At 67.9% G+C, this 14,979-nt stretch carries 13 protein-coding genes; 4 read left to right on the top strand and 9 right to left on the bottom strand.

The window, feature by feature from the left end; all coding sequences use genetic code 11:
• The 4 genes from EJK91_RS07490 to rimP all read right to left on the bottom strand — a co-directional run.
• Positions 1 to 398 (bottom strand): translation initiation factor IF-2 N-terminal domain-containing protein (locus tag EJK91_RS07490; protein ID WP_206430392.1); only part of this gene is annotated, 398 nt, incomplete at its 3' end.
• A 66-nt stretch (positions 399 to 464) separates the two neighbouring features.
• Complete coding sequence (locus EJK91_RS07495; RefSeq protein WP_444850802.1) at positions 465 to 755, bottom strand: YlxR family protein; 291 nt, start codon at positions 753 to 755, stop codon at positions 465 to 467.
• 164 nt (positions 756 to 919) lie between these two features.
• Entirely contained in the window at positions 920 to 1,963 is a 1,044-nt protein-coding gene (gene nusA, locus EJK91_RS07500; protein ID WP_024443170.1) for a transcription termination factor NusA, read from the bottom strand.
• An 82-nt stretch (positions 1,964 to 2,045) separates the two neighbouring features.
• On the bottom strand, positions 2,046 to 2,579 hold the full coding sequence (gene rimP, locus EJK91_RS07505) for a ribosome maturation factor RimP (RefSeq protein WP_024443171.1): 534 nt from the start codon (positions 2,577 to 2,579) through the stop codon (positions 2,046 to 2,048).
• Between the two features lie 246 nt (positions 2,580 to 2,825).
• On the opposite strand from rimP, the gene EJK91_RS07510 reads away from it, so the two are divergent.
• Positions 2,826 to 3,281, top strand: a complete 456-nt coding sequence (locus EJK91_RS07510; RefSeq protein ID WP_369797609.1) for a hypothetical protein — start codon at positions 2,826 to 2,828, stop codon at positions 3,279 to 3,281.
• Positions 3,278 to 3,736, top strand: coding sequence for a ferritin-like domain-containing protein (locus EJK91_RS07515; RefSeq protein WP_024443173.1), 459 nt, complete (start codon positions 3,278 to 3,280; stop codon positions 3,734 to 3,736). Before EJK91_RS07510 ends, EJK91_RS07515 begins: the two co-directional genes overlap by 4 nt.
• 56 nt (positions 3,737 to 3,792) lie before the next feature.
• On the opposite strand, the gene EJK91_RS07520 is transcribed toward EJK91_RS07515, so the two are convergent.
• From EJK91_RS07520 to mqo, 5 genes are all read right to left on the bottom strand, one after another.
• On the bottom strand, positions 3,793 to 5,547 hold the full coding sequence (locus tag EJK91_RS07520) for a proline--tRNA ligase (protein WP_125078598.1): 1,755 nt from the start codon (positions 5,545 to 5,547) through the stop codon (positions 3,793 to 3,795).
• Positions 5,548 to 5,599: 52 nt separating this feature from the next.
• Entirely contained in the window at positions 5,600 to 7,093 is a 1,494-nt protein-coding gene (locus EJK91_RS07525) for an MFS transporter (protein ID WP_125078599.1), read from the bottom strand.
• Between the two features lie 52 nt (positions 7,094 to 7,145).
• On the bottom strand, positions 7,146 to 8,549 hold the full coding sequence (locus EJK91_RS07530) for an MFS transporter (protein ID WP_369797610.1): 1,404 nt from the start codon (positions 8,547 to 8,549) through the stop codon (positions 7,146 to 7,148).
• A gap of 204 nt (positions 8,550 to 8,753) precedes the next feature.
• Entirely contained in the window at positions 8,754 to 9,971 is a 1,218-nt protein-coding gene (gene cobA, locus EJK91_RS07535) for a uroporphyrinogen-III C-methyltransferase (protein WP_125078600.1), read from the bottom strand.
• Positions 9,972 to 10,103: 132 nt separating this feature from the next.
• Positions 10,104 to 11,549: a malate dehydrogenase (quinone) gene (mqo, locus tag EJK91_RS07540; RefSeq protein ID WP_125078626.1), complete on the bottom strand. Its 1,446-nt coding sequence runs from the start codon at positions 11,547 to 11,549 to the stop codon at positions 10,104 to 10,106.
• Positions 11,550 to 11,679: 130 nt separating this feature from the next.
• Between mqo and mtr the strand changes: the two genes are divergently transcribed.
• Together mtr and EJK91_RS07550 are read left to right on the top strand one after the other, a co-directional pair.
• The gene (mtr, locus tag EJK91_RS07545) at positions 11,680 to 13,059 is read left to right on the top strand and encodes a mycothione reductase (protein WP_046301482.1); all 1,380 of its coding nucleotides are present in this window, start codon (positions 11,680 to 11,682) and stop codon (positions 13,057 to 13,059) included.
• 12 nt (positions 13,060 to 13,071) lie between these two features.
• The gene (locus EJK91_RS07550; RefSeq protein WP_046301481.1) at positions 13,072 to 14,868 is read left to right on the top strand and encodes an acyl-CoA dehydrogenase; all 1,797 of its coding nucleotides are present in this window, start codon (positions 13,072 to 13,074) and stop codon (positions 14,866 to 14,868) included.
• The last annotated feature ends 111 nt before the right edge of the window (positions 14,869 to 14,979 follow it).

The raw sequence follows: 14,979 nt of genomic DNA on the forward strand, positions 1-14,979 counted from the left end.
CCCAGCGCCCGCCAAGGCCGCTCCGGCCCCGGCGGCGGGGTCTCTGCCGCGGGCGCGGGCGGAGCCGCTGGAGCTGCCGGAGCTGCCGGCTTGGCGGCCGCGGGCGCGGCGGGCTTGGCGGCCTCACCGTCAGCCGCCGGGGCCGGTGCCGGCTTGGCCGGTCCCGGAGTCGCCGCCGGGGCCGGAGCGGCCTTGGCGGGCGCTGGGGCTGCGGCCGCTTCGGCCTTGGGCGCGGGCTTGCCGCCGCCGAAGGACTCGCGCAGGCGCCGCGCGACGGGGGCTTCCACGGTTGAGGATGCCGATTTTACGAATTCGCCCTGCTCGCTCAGGCGGGCGAGAACTTCCTTGCTGGTGACACCGAGTTCCTTGGCCAACTCGTGTACGCGGGCCTTTGCCACTACATCTCCTGTCTATGAGGCGACAGCGGTGGTGGGCCGCGCCTCGGGTTTAGCTATGACGCATGGTCATCGGGACTTCACGGTGTGCTCATGTTCTTCGCTACCTGTTCTGTTGCCCGGGGAGGTGAGCGGACCTTCGAATCCTTCGAAGCACTCCTCCACCCCGGATACATCCGGAGAACCGCTGATCCGCAGCGCGCGCACGAATGCCCGTCTTCGAATCGCCGCGTGCAGGCACTCCGATGCGGGATGCAACCACGCACCCCGCCCCGGCTGGTTGCCCGCGCGGTCAATAATCACGGCGCCGTTGCCGTTCTCCGTTGACACCGCGACCACCCGAAGCAATTCGACGGTCAACGCACGTTTCCGGCATCCGACACACGTGCGCACCGGTCCATCTGGGGAACGGTGCGTCCGCGAGGCGGTTGTCGAAGTCTCGCGCTGGATCACGGCTCAGTCTACCCATACAACGGCGATGACCCGAACCACCTGAATCCGGCGGCGCGCTGGTCGCGTTCCGCTCAGGCTTCGTGCGGCACGCCCTGGCCGGCCTCACGCTCAGCGCCATTGGCGCCGGGCTCCGGGACGTCGCTGCGGATATCGATGCGCCAGCCGGTGAGCCGGGCCGCCAACCGGGCGTTCTGGCCTTCCTTGCCGATGGCCAATGACAGCTGGAAGTCCGGCACCACCACGCGCGCGGCCCGGGCGGCCTGGTCGATCACGGTCACCGACACCACCTTGGCCGGTGACAACGCGTTGCCCACGAAGCGCGCCGGGTCCTCGTCGTAGTCGATGATGTCGATCTTCTCGCCGGCCAGTTCGCTCATCACGTTGCGCACCCGCTGGCCCATCGGGCCGATGCAGGCGCCCTTGGCGTTGAGTCCGGGAATCTGCGAGGCCACCGCGATCTTGGATCGGTGGCCTGCCTCGCGGGCGACCGCGACGATCTCCACCGATCCGTCGGCGATCTCGGGGACCTCCAAGGCGAACAGCTTGCGCACCAGGTTTGGGTGGGTCCGCGACAGCTCGATCCGCGGTTCCCGCAGGCCCCGAGTCACACCGATCACGTAGCAGCGCAGCCGGTCGCCGTGCTCATAGGCCTCACCGGGTGCCTGTTCGGCGGGGCGGATGACACCGTCGAAGCCCTTGGCCTCGGTACCGAGTCGCACCACGATGACACCGCGCGCGTTCTCCCGGGCGTCGCGCTGGACGACTCCGGCGACGATGTCGCCCTCCCGCGCCGAGAATTCGCCGTAGGCCTTCTCGTTTTCGGCGTCCCGCAGCCGCTGCAGGATCACCTGACGGGCCGTGGTCGCCGCGATACGCCCGAAACCCTCGGGAGTGTCGTCGTATTCGCTGATCACGTTGCCGTCGTCATCGGTCTCGCGTGCCATCACCCGCACCACGCCGGTCTTCCGGTCGACATCGATCACCGCGTCAGCCTGATGACCTTCGGTGTGGCGGTACGCGGTGAGCAACGCCGATTTGATCGTGTCCACGACCACGTCAACCGAAATGCCCTTGTCTGCCTCGATAGCGTGCAGCGCGGCCATATCGATGTTCATTGGCGCCACTCCTCTCCGTAGCTACGACCTCCTAGCCGCTGACCGGCTTGGGGTGTCCCCACCGCATCGTCGCCGGCGCAGTTCATGCTCCGGCCTCCGTTTCCCCCGCAGGGGCTTTGATGCCCGCCAGCTCCAACTCACGTTCGCCCGGCGGCGAGAATTCGACTTGCACCACGGCTCGGCTGATCTCGCTCAGCGGCAGCCGGCGACGATTCCAGTCCCGCCCGGCACGCACCACCAGCGTCACGACGTCGTCGTCGACGACGCCCACTCGACCGGTCAGCCCCGACCCGTCGGACAGCGTCAACTCAACTTTGCGACCGTGCGCACGCCGAAAATGTTTCGCGGAGGTCAGCGGCCGGCCCACGCCGGGCGAGCTGACCTCCAGCACGTATTGACTGTCGAATTCCAGGGTGTCGAGCAACTCCGACGCCGAGCGGGCCAACGCCGCGGCGGTGTCCAGATCCAGTGGGGTGTCGCCGTCGGCTACCACGGTGATTCGCGGCAGTGCGTCCTGATCGTCGACCACGACGTCCTCGATCTCGAATCCGGCGCGGGTGAACTCAGCATCGAGCAGCTCGATCACCTGAGTCTGGGAAGGTAGCCCGGTGGCCACGGCGAGCTCCTCATCTTGAGTTGTTCAGTCGGCGCGTTCCCACGCGCCAGGCGCGGCCGGGAACCAGTTATCAACGATACGCCGTGGGAAACACAGCCACAGCAAACCGGCAAAAGCGCCCGTCAGCGTACCTTGGCACGCTCGCGGCCACGTCGCGTCCCTACCGCGCAGCCGCAATGGCAGGATGTCAGGGTGCCCGGCCCCCTGTCCGCCATCGACCGACGGCGCGTGCTCACCGGCGCCGGGATGCTCGCCCTGCTGGCCCTTGCCGCGCCGGCCTGCAGCTCGGCTCCAACGACCCCCGCCGTCGACGACCTGGAAGCGCAACGCCAACTGGCAATGCGCGACAGTGAGCTGGCCGCCGCAGCCGCCGCGGCACTGGTCGACCCGGAGTCCAAGGCGGTGGCCGCAGCACTGGATCAGGTGGCGCGGGAGCGAACCGAGCACGCCCGGGCACTGGCAGCCGAGATCGCCCGCGCCGCCGGGAAGACACCGGCGGACGAGGCCGAAACCACCACCCCCGGTGCCGCGCCGGACGGGCCCGCTCCACCGGTCTCGCAGGTGGTCAACGCGTTGCGGGCCGCCGCCGACAGCGCCGGGAAGCTGGCGGTCGCCTCGTCGGGTTACCGGGCCGGACTGCTGGCCTCCATCGCCGCAGCGTGCACGGCTTCCTACGCAGTAGCCCTGGTGCCGCAGGCATGACATCTCCGCAACCCCGCCCGGCGTCGGGCCCCGACGCGGCCCTCATTGATGCCCTGGCCACCGAATACGGCGTCGTCTACGGCTACGGACTGGTGTCGGCGTACTCGCTGCCGGAGTTCAACGCCCTGGTGGTCACCACCATCCGTCAGCACCGTGAACGCCGGGACCGCACCATCGCGATCCTGACCAGCCGCTCGGTCGCCGTCCCGCCCGCCGCGGCCGGGTATCAGTTGCCCCTGCCGGTGACCACGTCCAACGAGGCCCTGCGGTTGGCGGTCCGGATGGAATACGACACGGCGGCGGCCTGGCGCGCGGTCGTCGAGCAGGCCAGCGAGGCCACCGACCGGGAGTTCGCGGCGACCGCGCTCGGCCAAAGCGCCGTGCTGGCCGCGCACTGGAACCGCGCGGCGGGCAACTGGCCGATCACCCAGGCCTTCCCGGGCGGCCAGGACTGAGCGAGACTGACCTCGACCCGCGTTGCGCGCGGCACCATGCGCAGCCAGCCGTCGGGTTAACCGTCTTCGGCGCGGACCGCGGCCACGATCTGCCCGGCCAACTCCGCCCCGACGGCCAGCTCGCGGGTCTGCCCGGAGAAGCGGTCGCGCAGTTCGACAACGCCGTCAGCCCAGCCGCGGCCCAGCACGACGATCCATGGCATCCCGATCAGCTCGGAATCCTTGAATTTCACCCCCGGCGAGGCTTTCCGGTCGTCGAAGAGCACCTCCAGACCAAGCCGGTCCAGTTCGGCGGCCAGCTCGGTCGCGCCGGCGCGCGCGGCCTCGTCCTTGTTGGCAACAACCACGTGTACGTCGAAGGGAGCGACCTGCGACGGCCACCGCAAGCCCAGCTCGTCGTGCTGCTGTTCGGCGATGACAGCTACCAGCCGGGAGACGCCGACGCCGTAGGAGCCCATGGTGAGCCGCACCGGACGGCCATCCTCGCCGAGGACGTCGGCGGCAAACGCGTCGGTGTACTTGCGGCCGAGCTGGAAGATGTGGGCGATCTCGATGCCCCGGGCGCTGACCAGCGGGCCGGCCCCATCCGGTGACGGGTCCCCGTCGCGGACCTCGGCCGCCTCAATGGTGCCGTCGGCATGGAAATCGCGCCCGGCGACCAGCCCCACGACGTGTTTGCCGGGTGCGTCGGCTCCGGTGATCCAGCTGGTGCCATCCACCACACGGGGGTCCACTAGGTAGCGGACGCCATTGTCCTGCAGTGCCTTCGGGCCGATGTAGCCCTTCACCAGGAACGGGTGCTTGACGAAATCACCGTCTCCGAGCAGGGCGTATTCGGCCGGTTCGAGCGCCGCGCCGAGGCGCTTCTCGTCGATCTCGCGGTCGCCCGGCACCCCGATGCCCAGCAGCTCCCACTCGCCGTCGGGCTGGCGGACCTTGAGCAGGACGTTCTTGAGGGTGTCGGCGGCGGTGACAGTACGGTCCAGTGCGCCGTTGGCCCAGTCCACCAGGGTGGCGATCGTCGGGGTGTCACCGGTGTCGTGAATCTGCGGTTCCGCCAAGCCGTCCACCGGTTGCGGCTCGGGGCGGGCGGTGGTCACGGCTTCGACGTTGGCGGCGTAGCCGGACTCGAGGCAGCGCACGAAGGTGTCTTCACCGACTGCGCTCTCGGCGAGGAACTCCTCGGAGGCCGACCCACCCATGGCGCCCGAGACCGCGGAGACGATCACATACCGCACGCCGAGCCGATCGAAGATCTTCTGATAAGCCACCCGGTGCGCGTCATAGGCGGTGGCCAGACCGGCGTCGTCGACATCGAAGGAGTACGAGTCCTTCATGACGAATTCGCGGCCGCGCAGGATGCCGGCCCGGGGCCGCGCCTCATCGCGGTACTTGGTCTGGATCTGATACAGCACCACCGGGAAGTCCTTGTAGGAGCTGTACTCCCCCTTGACAGTCAGGGTGAACAGTTCCTCGTGGGTGGGGCCCAGCAGGTAGTCGTTGTCGCGGCGGTCCTTGAGCCGGAACAGTCCGTCGCCGTACTCGGTCCAGCGGTTGGTGGTCTCGTACGGTGCGCGCGGCAGCAGCGCCGGGAACAGGATCTCCTGGCCGCCGATGGCGTTCATCTCTTCGCGGACCACCCGCTCGATGTTGCGCAGCACCCGCAGACCGAGCGGCAGCCAGCTGTACAGACCGGGCGCGATCGGCCGGATGTAACCGGCCCGGATCAGCAGCTTGTGGCTGGGGACTTCGGCATCGGCGGGGKCGTCGCGCAGGGTGCGCAGGAACAGTTCGGACATCCGGGTGATCACAGGCCGAGAGCCTATCTTCAGCCGCGAGGAGGCGCGGACCTGCCCGGCGCCCCTACAGCTGCCCAGCCTCCATCGCCTCCAGGGTGTGCTGGGCGCGGGCGATCTGGTCGGCCGAGAACCTGATGAACAGTGCCGCCGCACCCACCAGCACGGCAAGCGCGGCAACCCACAGCAGTGAATAGGTGTAGCCGTGGCCGAGCGCATCCAGTTGGCTGTCGGTCATGTTCTTCACCGGGCCGGTGGTGCCGCCCAGGTACAGCGTTCGCGAGGTCTGCACGGCCTGGATGATCACCAGGACCACCGGGCCGCCCAGGTTGTAGACCATCAACGTGACCGCCGAGACCGGGCCGATCTCGCGTGGGCCGACGTCGGCCACCGCACACAGCGGCAGCACCACCGAGATCACGCCGATGCCGAAGCCACCCACGACGAACAGCATCACCAGGTCGGGGACGTACGGCACGCCACGGTCCAGCGTCGACCCGAACAGCATGGCGGCCCAGACCAGGCTGCCGGCGCCGATGATGAGCCAGCGCGGCGCGATCAGCGCGGCCGCCCAACTGGTCAACAAGTTGCCGACACCCATTGCCACCGCAAACGGGATAAAGCAGATACCGGCGCGCAGGGCCGAGTAGCCCAGCACGTCTTGAACCAGTAGTCCGATCATCACGCTCACCGTGAGCATCACGCCGCCTGCGATGAAGTACGCCGTGAAGGTGGCGACCCGGCTGGGGTTGTCGAACACCGCTGCCGGTACCAGTGGGTTGGCGGCGTTGCGTTCGACGAGCAGAAAGGCCAGTAGGAACAGCGCCGCGGCGGCGCCAGCGCCGATCACCCACGGGCTCACCCAGCCCTGGGGCGGGCCCTGGGTGAAGACCAGCACCGCCGCGGTGCACGCGCCGGTGGCCAGCAGTGCCCCGGTGAGGTCCAGCCGGAGCCGTTCGGCGTTGGTTTCGGTCAACCGCGACACCGCTATCGTCACGATGACGATCCCGATCGGGATGTTGATCAAAAACGCCAGCCGCCACGAGATGACCGTGAGGGCACCACCGAGCACCAGGCCCATGACCGAGCCGATGCCCTGCATGGCGGCCGACACCGCCATCGCCCGATTCCGGGCCTGACCGGGCGCGTAGGTCGTCGCGATGAGCGCCAGGCCGGTCGGTGCGGCTATGGCGGCCCCAATGCCCTGGACCGCCCGGGCGGCGATCAAGGTGGCAGAGTCGGTAGCCACCCCGCAGACCAGCGAGGCGATAGTGAACACCCCGACCCCGGAGACGAACGCCCGCTTCCGTCCGATGGCGTCGCCCACTCGGCCGCCGAGTAGCAACAAGCCGCCGAAGGTCAACACGTAGGCGGTGATGACCCAGCTCTTGGCAGCGTCGGACAGATCAAGGTCGGCCTGCATCCGCGGCAGCGCCACCACGACGATGGTGCCGTCCAGCGTCGACATCAGTTGCATACCGGTGATCGCCACGATGGCGATACCGAGCACGCTCGACGACAACGACCGGCCGGCCGACTGGGATTCCCCCGGCGCGGCCATAGCAGGTCAGCTTAGCCACCGACGGCCCCGCCGACGTGACCTCCGGGCGAAGTTACAGGGCGCCGAACGCGTCCTGCACGTCCTGGGCATGCGCGACCTGCTTGGCGGTGTAACCGATCAGCAAGGAGATCCCACCGACCAGGACCGCCACCGCGGCAATCCACAGCAGCCCATAGGTGTAGGCGGAATCCAACGCGGCGATCTGCGCGGGATTCATGGTCTTGACCGGCATGTTGGTGCCGCCGAGGTACAGGGTGCGCGACGTGATGACGGCCTGGATGACCGCCAGAACCATCGGCCCGCCCAGGTTCTGCAGCATCAGTGCGATCGCCGAAGTCGGGCCGATCTGGTCGAAGCCCACGCCGGCGATCGCCGACAGGGTCAGCGGCACCACGATCACGCCGATACCGAGCCCACCGAGCACGATCAACGTGACGAAGTTCGGGAAGTACGGGAGGTTGCGGTTGATCGTCGAGCCGTAGATCATCGCGCCCAGCAATACGACGCCGCCGGAGATCACCAGCACCCGGGGCGGGAACCGGCGCACCAGCTGGGACGACAGGCCCAGGCCGACACCCAGCCCGATGACGAACGGGATAAATCCCACGCCGGCACGCAAGGCCGAATAACCCATCAGATCCTGCACGTACAGACCGATGGTCACGGTCAAGGTGAACAGCACGCCGCCGGCGAGGAAGATCGCCGCGAAGGTCAGCAGCCGGTTGCGGTCCTTGAACAGGCTGAACGGCACGACCGGATTCTCGGCGGTGCGCTCCACCACAGCGAACGCCAGCAGCGCCAAGACCGCGACCACACCCGAGCCGATGGTGATGACCGAGATCCAGCCCTTCTCCGGGCCAATCGTGAAGGCAAACACCGCGGCCGTGCAGCCCAGCGTCGCCAGCAGCGCGCCGGCGGCATCCAGCTTCATGCGCTCCCGGTGGGTCTCGGTCAGCGCGGTGCGGGCCAGGTAGACCATCAGCAGGCCGATGGGCACGTTGATCCCGAACGCCAGCCGCCATGACACCTCGGTCAGCGCGCCGCCGACCACCAGGCCCATCACCGAGCCGACGGCGGTCATGGCTCCGAATATCGCGGTGGCGGCATTGCGGGCCGGCCCCTTCGGGAACGTGGTGGCGATGAGCGCCAACGCCGTCGGTGAGGCGATGGCTGAGCCGACACCCTGCAGGAGTCGCGCGATCACCAAGGTGGGCGCATCCCAGGCCACGGCACAGAGCACCGACGCGATGGTGAACAGCGCGACCCCGCTGATGAAGGTGCGCTTGCGGCCGATGGTGTCGCCGAGTCGCCCGCCCAGCAGCATCAGGCCGCCGAAGGTCAGGACGTAGGCACTGATCACCCAGCCGCGACCCGCGTCGGACAAGCCCAGGTCGTCCTGGATCTTAGGAAGCGCAACGATTGCGACAGTGCTGTCCATGGTGGCCAGCAGCTGCATGCCACCGATGGCGATCACGGCGTAGATAAAGCGACGAGACGGCAGCCAGGACGACACATATTTGCTGGTCCAGCTCACGAGATCGGAGCCGCTACGTCCAGGGGGAACCGCCCCGGTCGCACCTTCGGACCACTGCGCGCTCGCCCGCCCTGCATCATCGAGTGCAGTCATAACCGGCTACCCTACAGTAATATTAAGAGCTGTTTAAACCCCGAGACCTGCGACGGCGCCGATAATCACGATCGCGGGAGGTCGGATGCCCTCCGCGCGGATTTTCTCGGGCGCGTCGGCCAGGGTCGCTCGCAGCGTGTGCTGGGCCGGCGTGGTGCCGTGTTGCACTACCAGAACCGGCGTATTCGCAGGTCGACCGCCCTTTTGCAGCACCGCGCTGAATTGCTCGATGCGTTCGACAGCCATCAGCAACACGATCGTTCCGCGCATTGCGGCCAGGGCGTCCCAATTCACTAACGATTCGGGATCGTCGGGTGCGACATGCCCGCTGACCACCACAAATTCGTGGTTCACGGCCCGATGGGTGACCGGTACCCCGGCCAGGGCCGGGACCGCTATGGCACTGGTCACACCCGGCACAACCGTCACCGGAATCCCGGCGTCGGCACAGGCCAGCACCTCTTCATAGCCGCGGGCGAACACGAACGGGTCGCCGCCCTTGAGGCGCACCACGAACTTGCCGGCCTTGGCACGTTCGATCATCAGGGCGTTGATGGCGTCCTGGGCCATGGCCCGCCCATAGGGGATCTTGGCGGCGTCGACGACTTCGACGGTCGGGGGCAGTTCGGCGAGCAGCTCCGGCGGCGCGAGCCGGTCGGCCACCACGACATCGGCGTGCGCAAGCATGCGACGGCCACGCACCGTGATCAGTTCTGGGTCGCCCGGCCCGCCACCCACCAGCGCCACACCGCCACGCACCACATCGGGGGTCGCCTCTGCGTCCACGGTGATGGTGCCGCTCTGCAGGGCCTCCCGGATCGCCGAGCGGATCGCCGCCGACCGGTTGTGCTCGCCGCCGGCCAGCACGCCCACCGACAGCCCGGAGTAAGCGAAGGTGGCCGGGGTGACCGCGGAACCCTCGACGGCCAGATCGGCTCGCACACAGAAGATCTGGCGACGGTCCGCCTCGGCCACGATGGCGGCGTTGACCTCCGGGTCGTCGGTGGCCGCGATCGCGTACCAGGCATCGGCCAGATCCCCGTCGCGGTAGGTGCGCGAGACCAATGTGATGCCCGGCCTACGCTCGCCCAGCGCTTCGACCGCCGGGGTGGCGCTGGGTGCGATCACCAGCACCTGCGCGCCACTGTCCACCAACAGCGGAAGACGCCGCTGCGCGACGCTTCCCGCGCCCACGACAACAACCTTGCGGCCGGCCAGCCGTAAACCGGCTAGGTAGGGATTCTCGGTCACCCGATAACTCTAGTGGCGACCGTCAGCGCGGCGAAGCCGGGCGCAACGGGTCGCCACCATCAGCCCCCGTGCGGCCGTCAGCGCGGCGAAGCCGGGCGCAACGGGTCGCCACCATCAGCCCCGGCGCGACCGTCAGCTGAGTTGCAGCTTTTGGCTGCCCCACTCCCACACCTGCTCGAACAACACCGGCTCGTCAGACAGTCGCGCACCCAGCGAGGGCACCATCTCTTTGAGCGCCGGCAGCCAGTCGGCGAACCTCCCGGCGAAGCAGCGCGCCAGCACCTCCAGCATGGTCGGCACCGCGGTCGATGCCCCGGGCGAGGCACCGAGCAGTCCCGCGATGCTGCCGTCGCCGGCGCTGACGATCGTGGTGTCGAAATCGAGCTGTCCGCCGCGGATGACCTGCACCCGCTGGCCGGCCCGGATCTCGTGCCAGTCCGCGTCATCCGCGGCCGGAAGGAACTCCCGTAGTGCCTCGATGCGGGAGCCGTGGGTTCGCCGCAGTTGGCCGAGGAGGTAGCCGACCAATTCGCGCTCCCGGATCCCGGCGCCCAGCAGTGACCGCACGTTGTCGAAGCGGACCGATCGCGGCAGGTCGGTGGCGCGGCCGTGCTTGAGGAACTTCGGCGACCATCCGGCAAACGGTCCGAACAGTAGCCACGACGCACCGTTGACCAGTCGGGCGTCCAGGTGCGGGGCGGTCGTCGACGGCGCGCCCGGCACCGGAGCCCCGTACACCTTGGCGCGGTGCGCGGCGGTGAGCTCGGTGGCCCCGCAGCGCAGGAACACCCCGCCGATCGGGAAGCCGCCGAAGCCCCGCGCTTCGGGGATTCCCGCGCGCTGCAGCAGGCCCAGGGTCGCTCCCCCGGCTCCGATGAACACGAATTTGGCATTGAGTCTTCGGGTTTCGCCGATTCTGCGGTTGACCAGAGTCAACGTCCAGCTGCCATCGGGCTCCCGGCGTAGCGAGCGCACCTCGTGGCCGAAGAGCACCGCGGTGCCGTGCCGCACACCGTAGCCGATCAGCTGACCGGTCAGCGCGCCGAAGTCGACGTCGGTGCCGTGCCGCGCCCAGTCCAGGGCCACCGGAACGTTGGGGTCTCTTCCGGCGGCCATCGCGGGCAGCCGCGCGGCGAACTCGCCGAAGTCGGTGATGAAGTCGGTTCCGGCGAACAACGGGTTGTCGGCCAGCGCACGATGACGCCGACGCAGGTAGTCCACCCCGTCGGCGCCGTGGACGAAGCTGACGTGCGGGACCGGGTGCACGAAGTCGCGCGGATCCTCCAGCAGTCCGTTCTCCACGGCATAGGCCCAGAACTGCCGGGTCACCTGGAACTGCTCGTTGACCCGCACGGCTTTGGCGGTGTCGATCGAGCCGTCGGGCCGCTGCGGTGTGTAAAACAGCTCGCACAGCCCGGCGTGGCCGGTGCCGGCGTTGTTCCACGGATCGCTGCTCTCGCCGGCCGCGGAATCCAACCGTTCGACGACGGTGATCGCGGCACCCGGTTCCAGCCGGCGCAGTATCGCCCCCAAGGTGGCGCTCATGATGCCCGCGCCGATCAGCGCTACGTCGGTCATCTCGGTCTGAACCGATGGGGCCACGCCACCAGCCTATCCAGGACGGCGGCGCCCGGCTCCGCCGCGCTTGCGATCCCCTCGGCCAGGATGGCGGTGACCTGCGGCCCCGCACACCGTTTAGGCTGACGCAATGGAGAGCTACGACCTGGCGATCATCGGAACCGGTTCGGGCAACAGCATTCTCGACGAGCGCTACGCGGACAAGCGGGTGGCGATCTGCGAACAGGGCACTTTCGGCGGCACCTGCCTCAATGTGGGCTGCATCCCCACCAAGATGTTCGTCTACGCCGCCGAGGTAGCCAAGACGGTGGCCGAAGCGTCCCGCTACGGGATCGATGCTCACATCGACGGTGTGCGCTGGGACGATATCGTCTCGCGGGTGTTCGGGCGGATCGACCCGATCGCCGCCGGCGGCGAGCAGTATCGCCGCAGCCTGCCCAACGTCGACGTCTACGGCGACCACACCCGGTTCGGGCCGGTCGGCTCCGACGGCCGATACCTCTTAGTCACCGCGGGCGGTGAACAGTTCAGCGCCGAGCAGGTGGTGATCGCGGCAGGGTCGCGCTCGGCGATCCCGCCCGCCATCGCCGACAGCGGGGTGCACTACTACACCAGCGACGACATCATGCGGATCGCCGAGCTGCCCGAGCATTTGGTGATCGTCGGCGGTGGCTTCATCGCCGCCGAGTTCGCCCACGTGTTCTCCGCCTTGGGCGTCCGGGTCACGGTGGTGATTCGTGGCTCAACCTTGCTGCGGCACTGCGACGAGACGGTTGCAGAACGGTTCACCCGGATCGCCGCGGCCAAGTGGGATCTGCGCACGCACTGCAACGTGGTCGCCGCCCGCAACGATGGGACCGGTGTCGTCGTGGAGCTTGACGACGGCTCGGTGCTGCAGGCCGGCGCGATGCTGGTGGCTACCGGACGAGTGCCCAACGGCGACCTGTTGGACGCCGAGCAGGCCGGTGTCCTCGTCGCCGGCGGGCGGGTAAGCGTGGACAAGTACCAACGAACCTCGGCGCGCGGGGTTTTCGCGCTCGGTGACGTGTCCTCGCCCTATGAGCTCAAGCATGTCGCCAACCACGAAGCCAGGGTGGTGCAACACAACCTGCTGTGCGACTGGGACGACGTGGACTCGATGCGGGTCACCGACCACCGTTATGTGCCCGCCGCGGTTTTCACCGATCCACAGATCGCCTCCGTGGGGCTGACCGAAACCCAAGCGCTGGCAAAGGGTCTCGATATCTCGGTGAAGATCCAGGACTACGGTGACGTCGCCTACGGCTGGGCCATGGAAGACAGCACCGGACTTGCCAAGCTCATCGCCGAACGCGGCACCGGACGACTGTTGGGCGCGCACATCATGGGCTACCAGGCGTCATCAATCATCCAACCGCTGATTCAGGCGATGAGTTTCGGTCTCACCGCGCCGGAGATGGCCCGCGGTCAATACTGGATCCACCCGGCACTGCCCGAGGTCGTCGAGAACGCGCTGCTCGGGCTCCAGTGAAAGGTTCGCCAGATGAAGTCCACCCTGCTGTCCCGGCAAGACCTCGACTTCCTGCTGTTCGACTGGCTGCGCGTCGAGGAACTGACCGGACGGGACCGGTTTTCCGAGCACTCCCGGGAGACCTTCTCCGACACCCTGGATCTGTGCGAACAGCTGGCAACCCGCTATTTCGCCCCGCACAACAAAAAGAGCGACGCGAACGAGCCCACCTTCGACGGGACGAAAGTCACCATCATCGGTGAGGTCAAGGAGGCACTGGCAGCCTGCGCCGACGCCGAGCTGATGGGCATGGCCATGGACTACAGCCTCGGCGGCGCGCAGCTTCCGGCGACCGTGGCCCAGGCCGGCTTCGTGTGGCTGATGGCTGCCAACGTCAGCACCGCGGGCTACCCGATGTTGACCATGGCGAACCTGAACCTGCTCGCCAAATTCGGTACCGAAGAGCAGATCGCCGCCTTCGTCAAACCCATGCTCGCCGGCCGTTTCACCGGGACGATGTGCCTGTCGGAGACTCAGGCCGGATCATCGCTGGCCGACATCACCACCCGAGCGGAGCGGCGCGCCGACGGCACCTTCCGACTGTTCGGATCCAAAATGTGGATCTCCGGCGGCGAGCACGAACTGACCGACAACATCGTCCATCTGGTGCTGGCCAAGATCCCCGGCGGTCCGGCCGGCACCAAGGGGATCTCACTGTTCATCGTGCCGAAGTATCTGGTGAATCCCGATGGCACGCTCAGTGAGCGCAACGACGTCGTCCTGGCCGGGCTCAACCATAAGATGGGCTATCGCGGCATCACCAACACCGTGCTCAACTTCGGTGAGGGCGTCCACCAGCCCGCCGGCGAACCGGGTGCCGTCGGTTATCTCGTGGGCGACGAGCACCGCGGGTTGAACTACATGTTCCACATGATGAACGAAGCGCGCTTGGGTGTGGGTATGGGTGCGATCGCGCTCGGTTACACCGGCTACCTCAAGTCGCTGGAGTACGCGCGCACCCGGCCACAAGGCCGACCGGCGACGACGAAAGACCCTGCGGCGCCGCAGGTTGCGATCATCGAGCACGCGGACGTCAAGCGGATGCTGCTGGCGCAGAAGTCGTATGTCGAGGGGGCGCTCGCGTTGGCGCTGTATTGCGCGCGGCTCGTCGACATTCAGCACACGGCCCAATCCGACGAGGAACGCGAGCACTCCACCGCCCTGCTGGACATCCTCACCCCGATTGCCAAGAGCTGGCCTTCGCAGTGGTGTTTGGCCGCCAATGATCTGGCCATCCAGGTACACGGCGGGTACGGCTACACCCGCGAGTACGACGTGGAACAGCACTACCGGGACAACCGGCTCAACCCGATCCACGAGGGCACCCACGGCATCCAGAGTCTGGACCTGTTGGGCCGCAAGGTGGTGCAGCGCAATGGGGCCAGTCTGGCCGCACTACAGCGGACGATGAGCGAGAGCATCGCGGCCGCGCATCGGGCCGGCGGCGAACTGGCCGAATTGGCAGCACGACTCGACGCCGTGGTCCAGCGCCTGGTGGCCGTCACTGCGGGGATGTTCGCCGCCGGTGACATCGACGCCGCACTGGCCAACAGCGCGATCTACCTGGAGGCCTTCGGCCATGTGGTGATCGCCTGGATCTGGCTGGAGCAGTTGATTGCCGCAGACGGACGCACCGGAGACTTCTTCGACGGCAAACGCCAGGCTGCGCGCTACTTCTTCCGATACGAGTTGCCCAAGACCGGACCGCAGCTGGACCTGCTGGAGAGCCTGGACCGTACGACCCTGGATATGCGTCCGGAGTGGTTCTGAGCGCCGTCTGACGGGAGAGGCCAACCACCCTGGGTACCAAAGTCCCCGGATGCCCCGATGTTCACCCATGCCACAGTCTGGTCCATACTGCGACTTGACACCCGTCAAGTT

It is taken from the genome of Mycobacterium sp. P7213, assembly GCF_900604305.1.
Taxonomy (GTDB): Bacteria; Actinomycetota; Actinomycetes; order Mycobacteriales; family Mycobacteriaceae; genus Mycobacterium.

Coding starts and splice junctions, on each gene's coding strand:
- EJK91_RS07525 (WP_125078599.1), bottom strand. CDS start 7,093: ATGGCCGCGCCGGGGGAATCCCAGTCGGCCGGCCGGTCGTTGTCGTCG.
- EJK91_RS07510 (WP_369797609.1), top strand. CDS start 2,826: ATGCTCGCCCTGCTGGCCCTTGCCGCGCCGGCCTGCAGCTCGGCTCCA.
- EJK91_RS07550 (WP_046301481.1), top strand. CDS start 13,072: ATGAAGTCCACCCTGCTGTCCCGGCAAGACCTCGACTTCCTGCTGTTC.
- mqo (WP_125078626.1), bottom strand. CDS start 11,549: ATGACCGACGTAGCGCTGATCGGCGCGGGCATCATGAGCGCCACCTTG.
- EJK91_RS07515 (WP_024443173.1), top strand. CDS start 3,278: ATGACATCTCCGCAACCCCGCCCGGCGTCGGGCCCCGACGCGGCCCTC.
- nusA (WP_024443170.1), bottom strand. CDS start 1,963: ATGAACATCGATATGGCCGCGCTGCACGCTATCGAGGCAGACAAGGGC.
- EJK91_RS07530 (WP_369797610.1), bottom strand. CDS start 8,549: ATGCAGCTGCTGGCCACCATGGACAGCACTGTCGCAATCGTTGCGCTT.
- mtr (WP_046301482.1), top strand. CDS start 11,680: ATGGAGAGCTACGACCTGGCGATCATCGGAACCGGTTCGGGCAACAGC.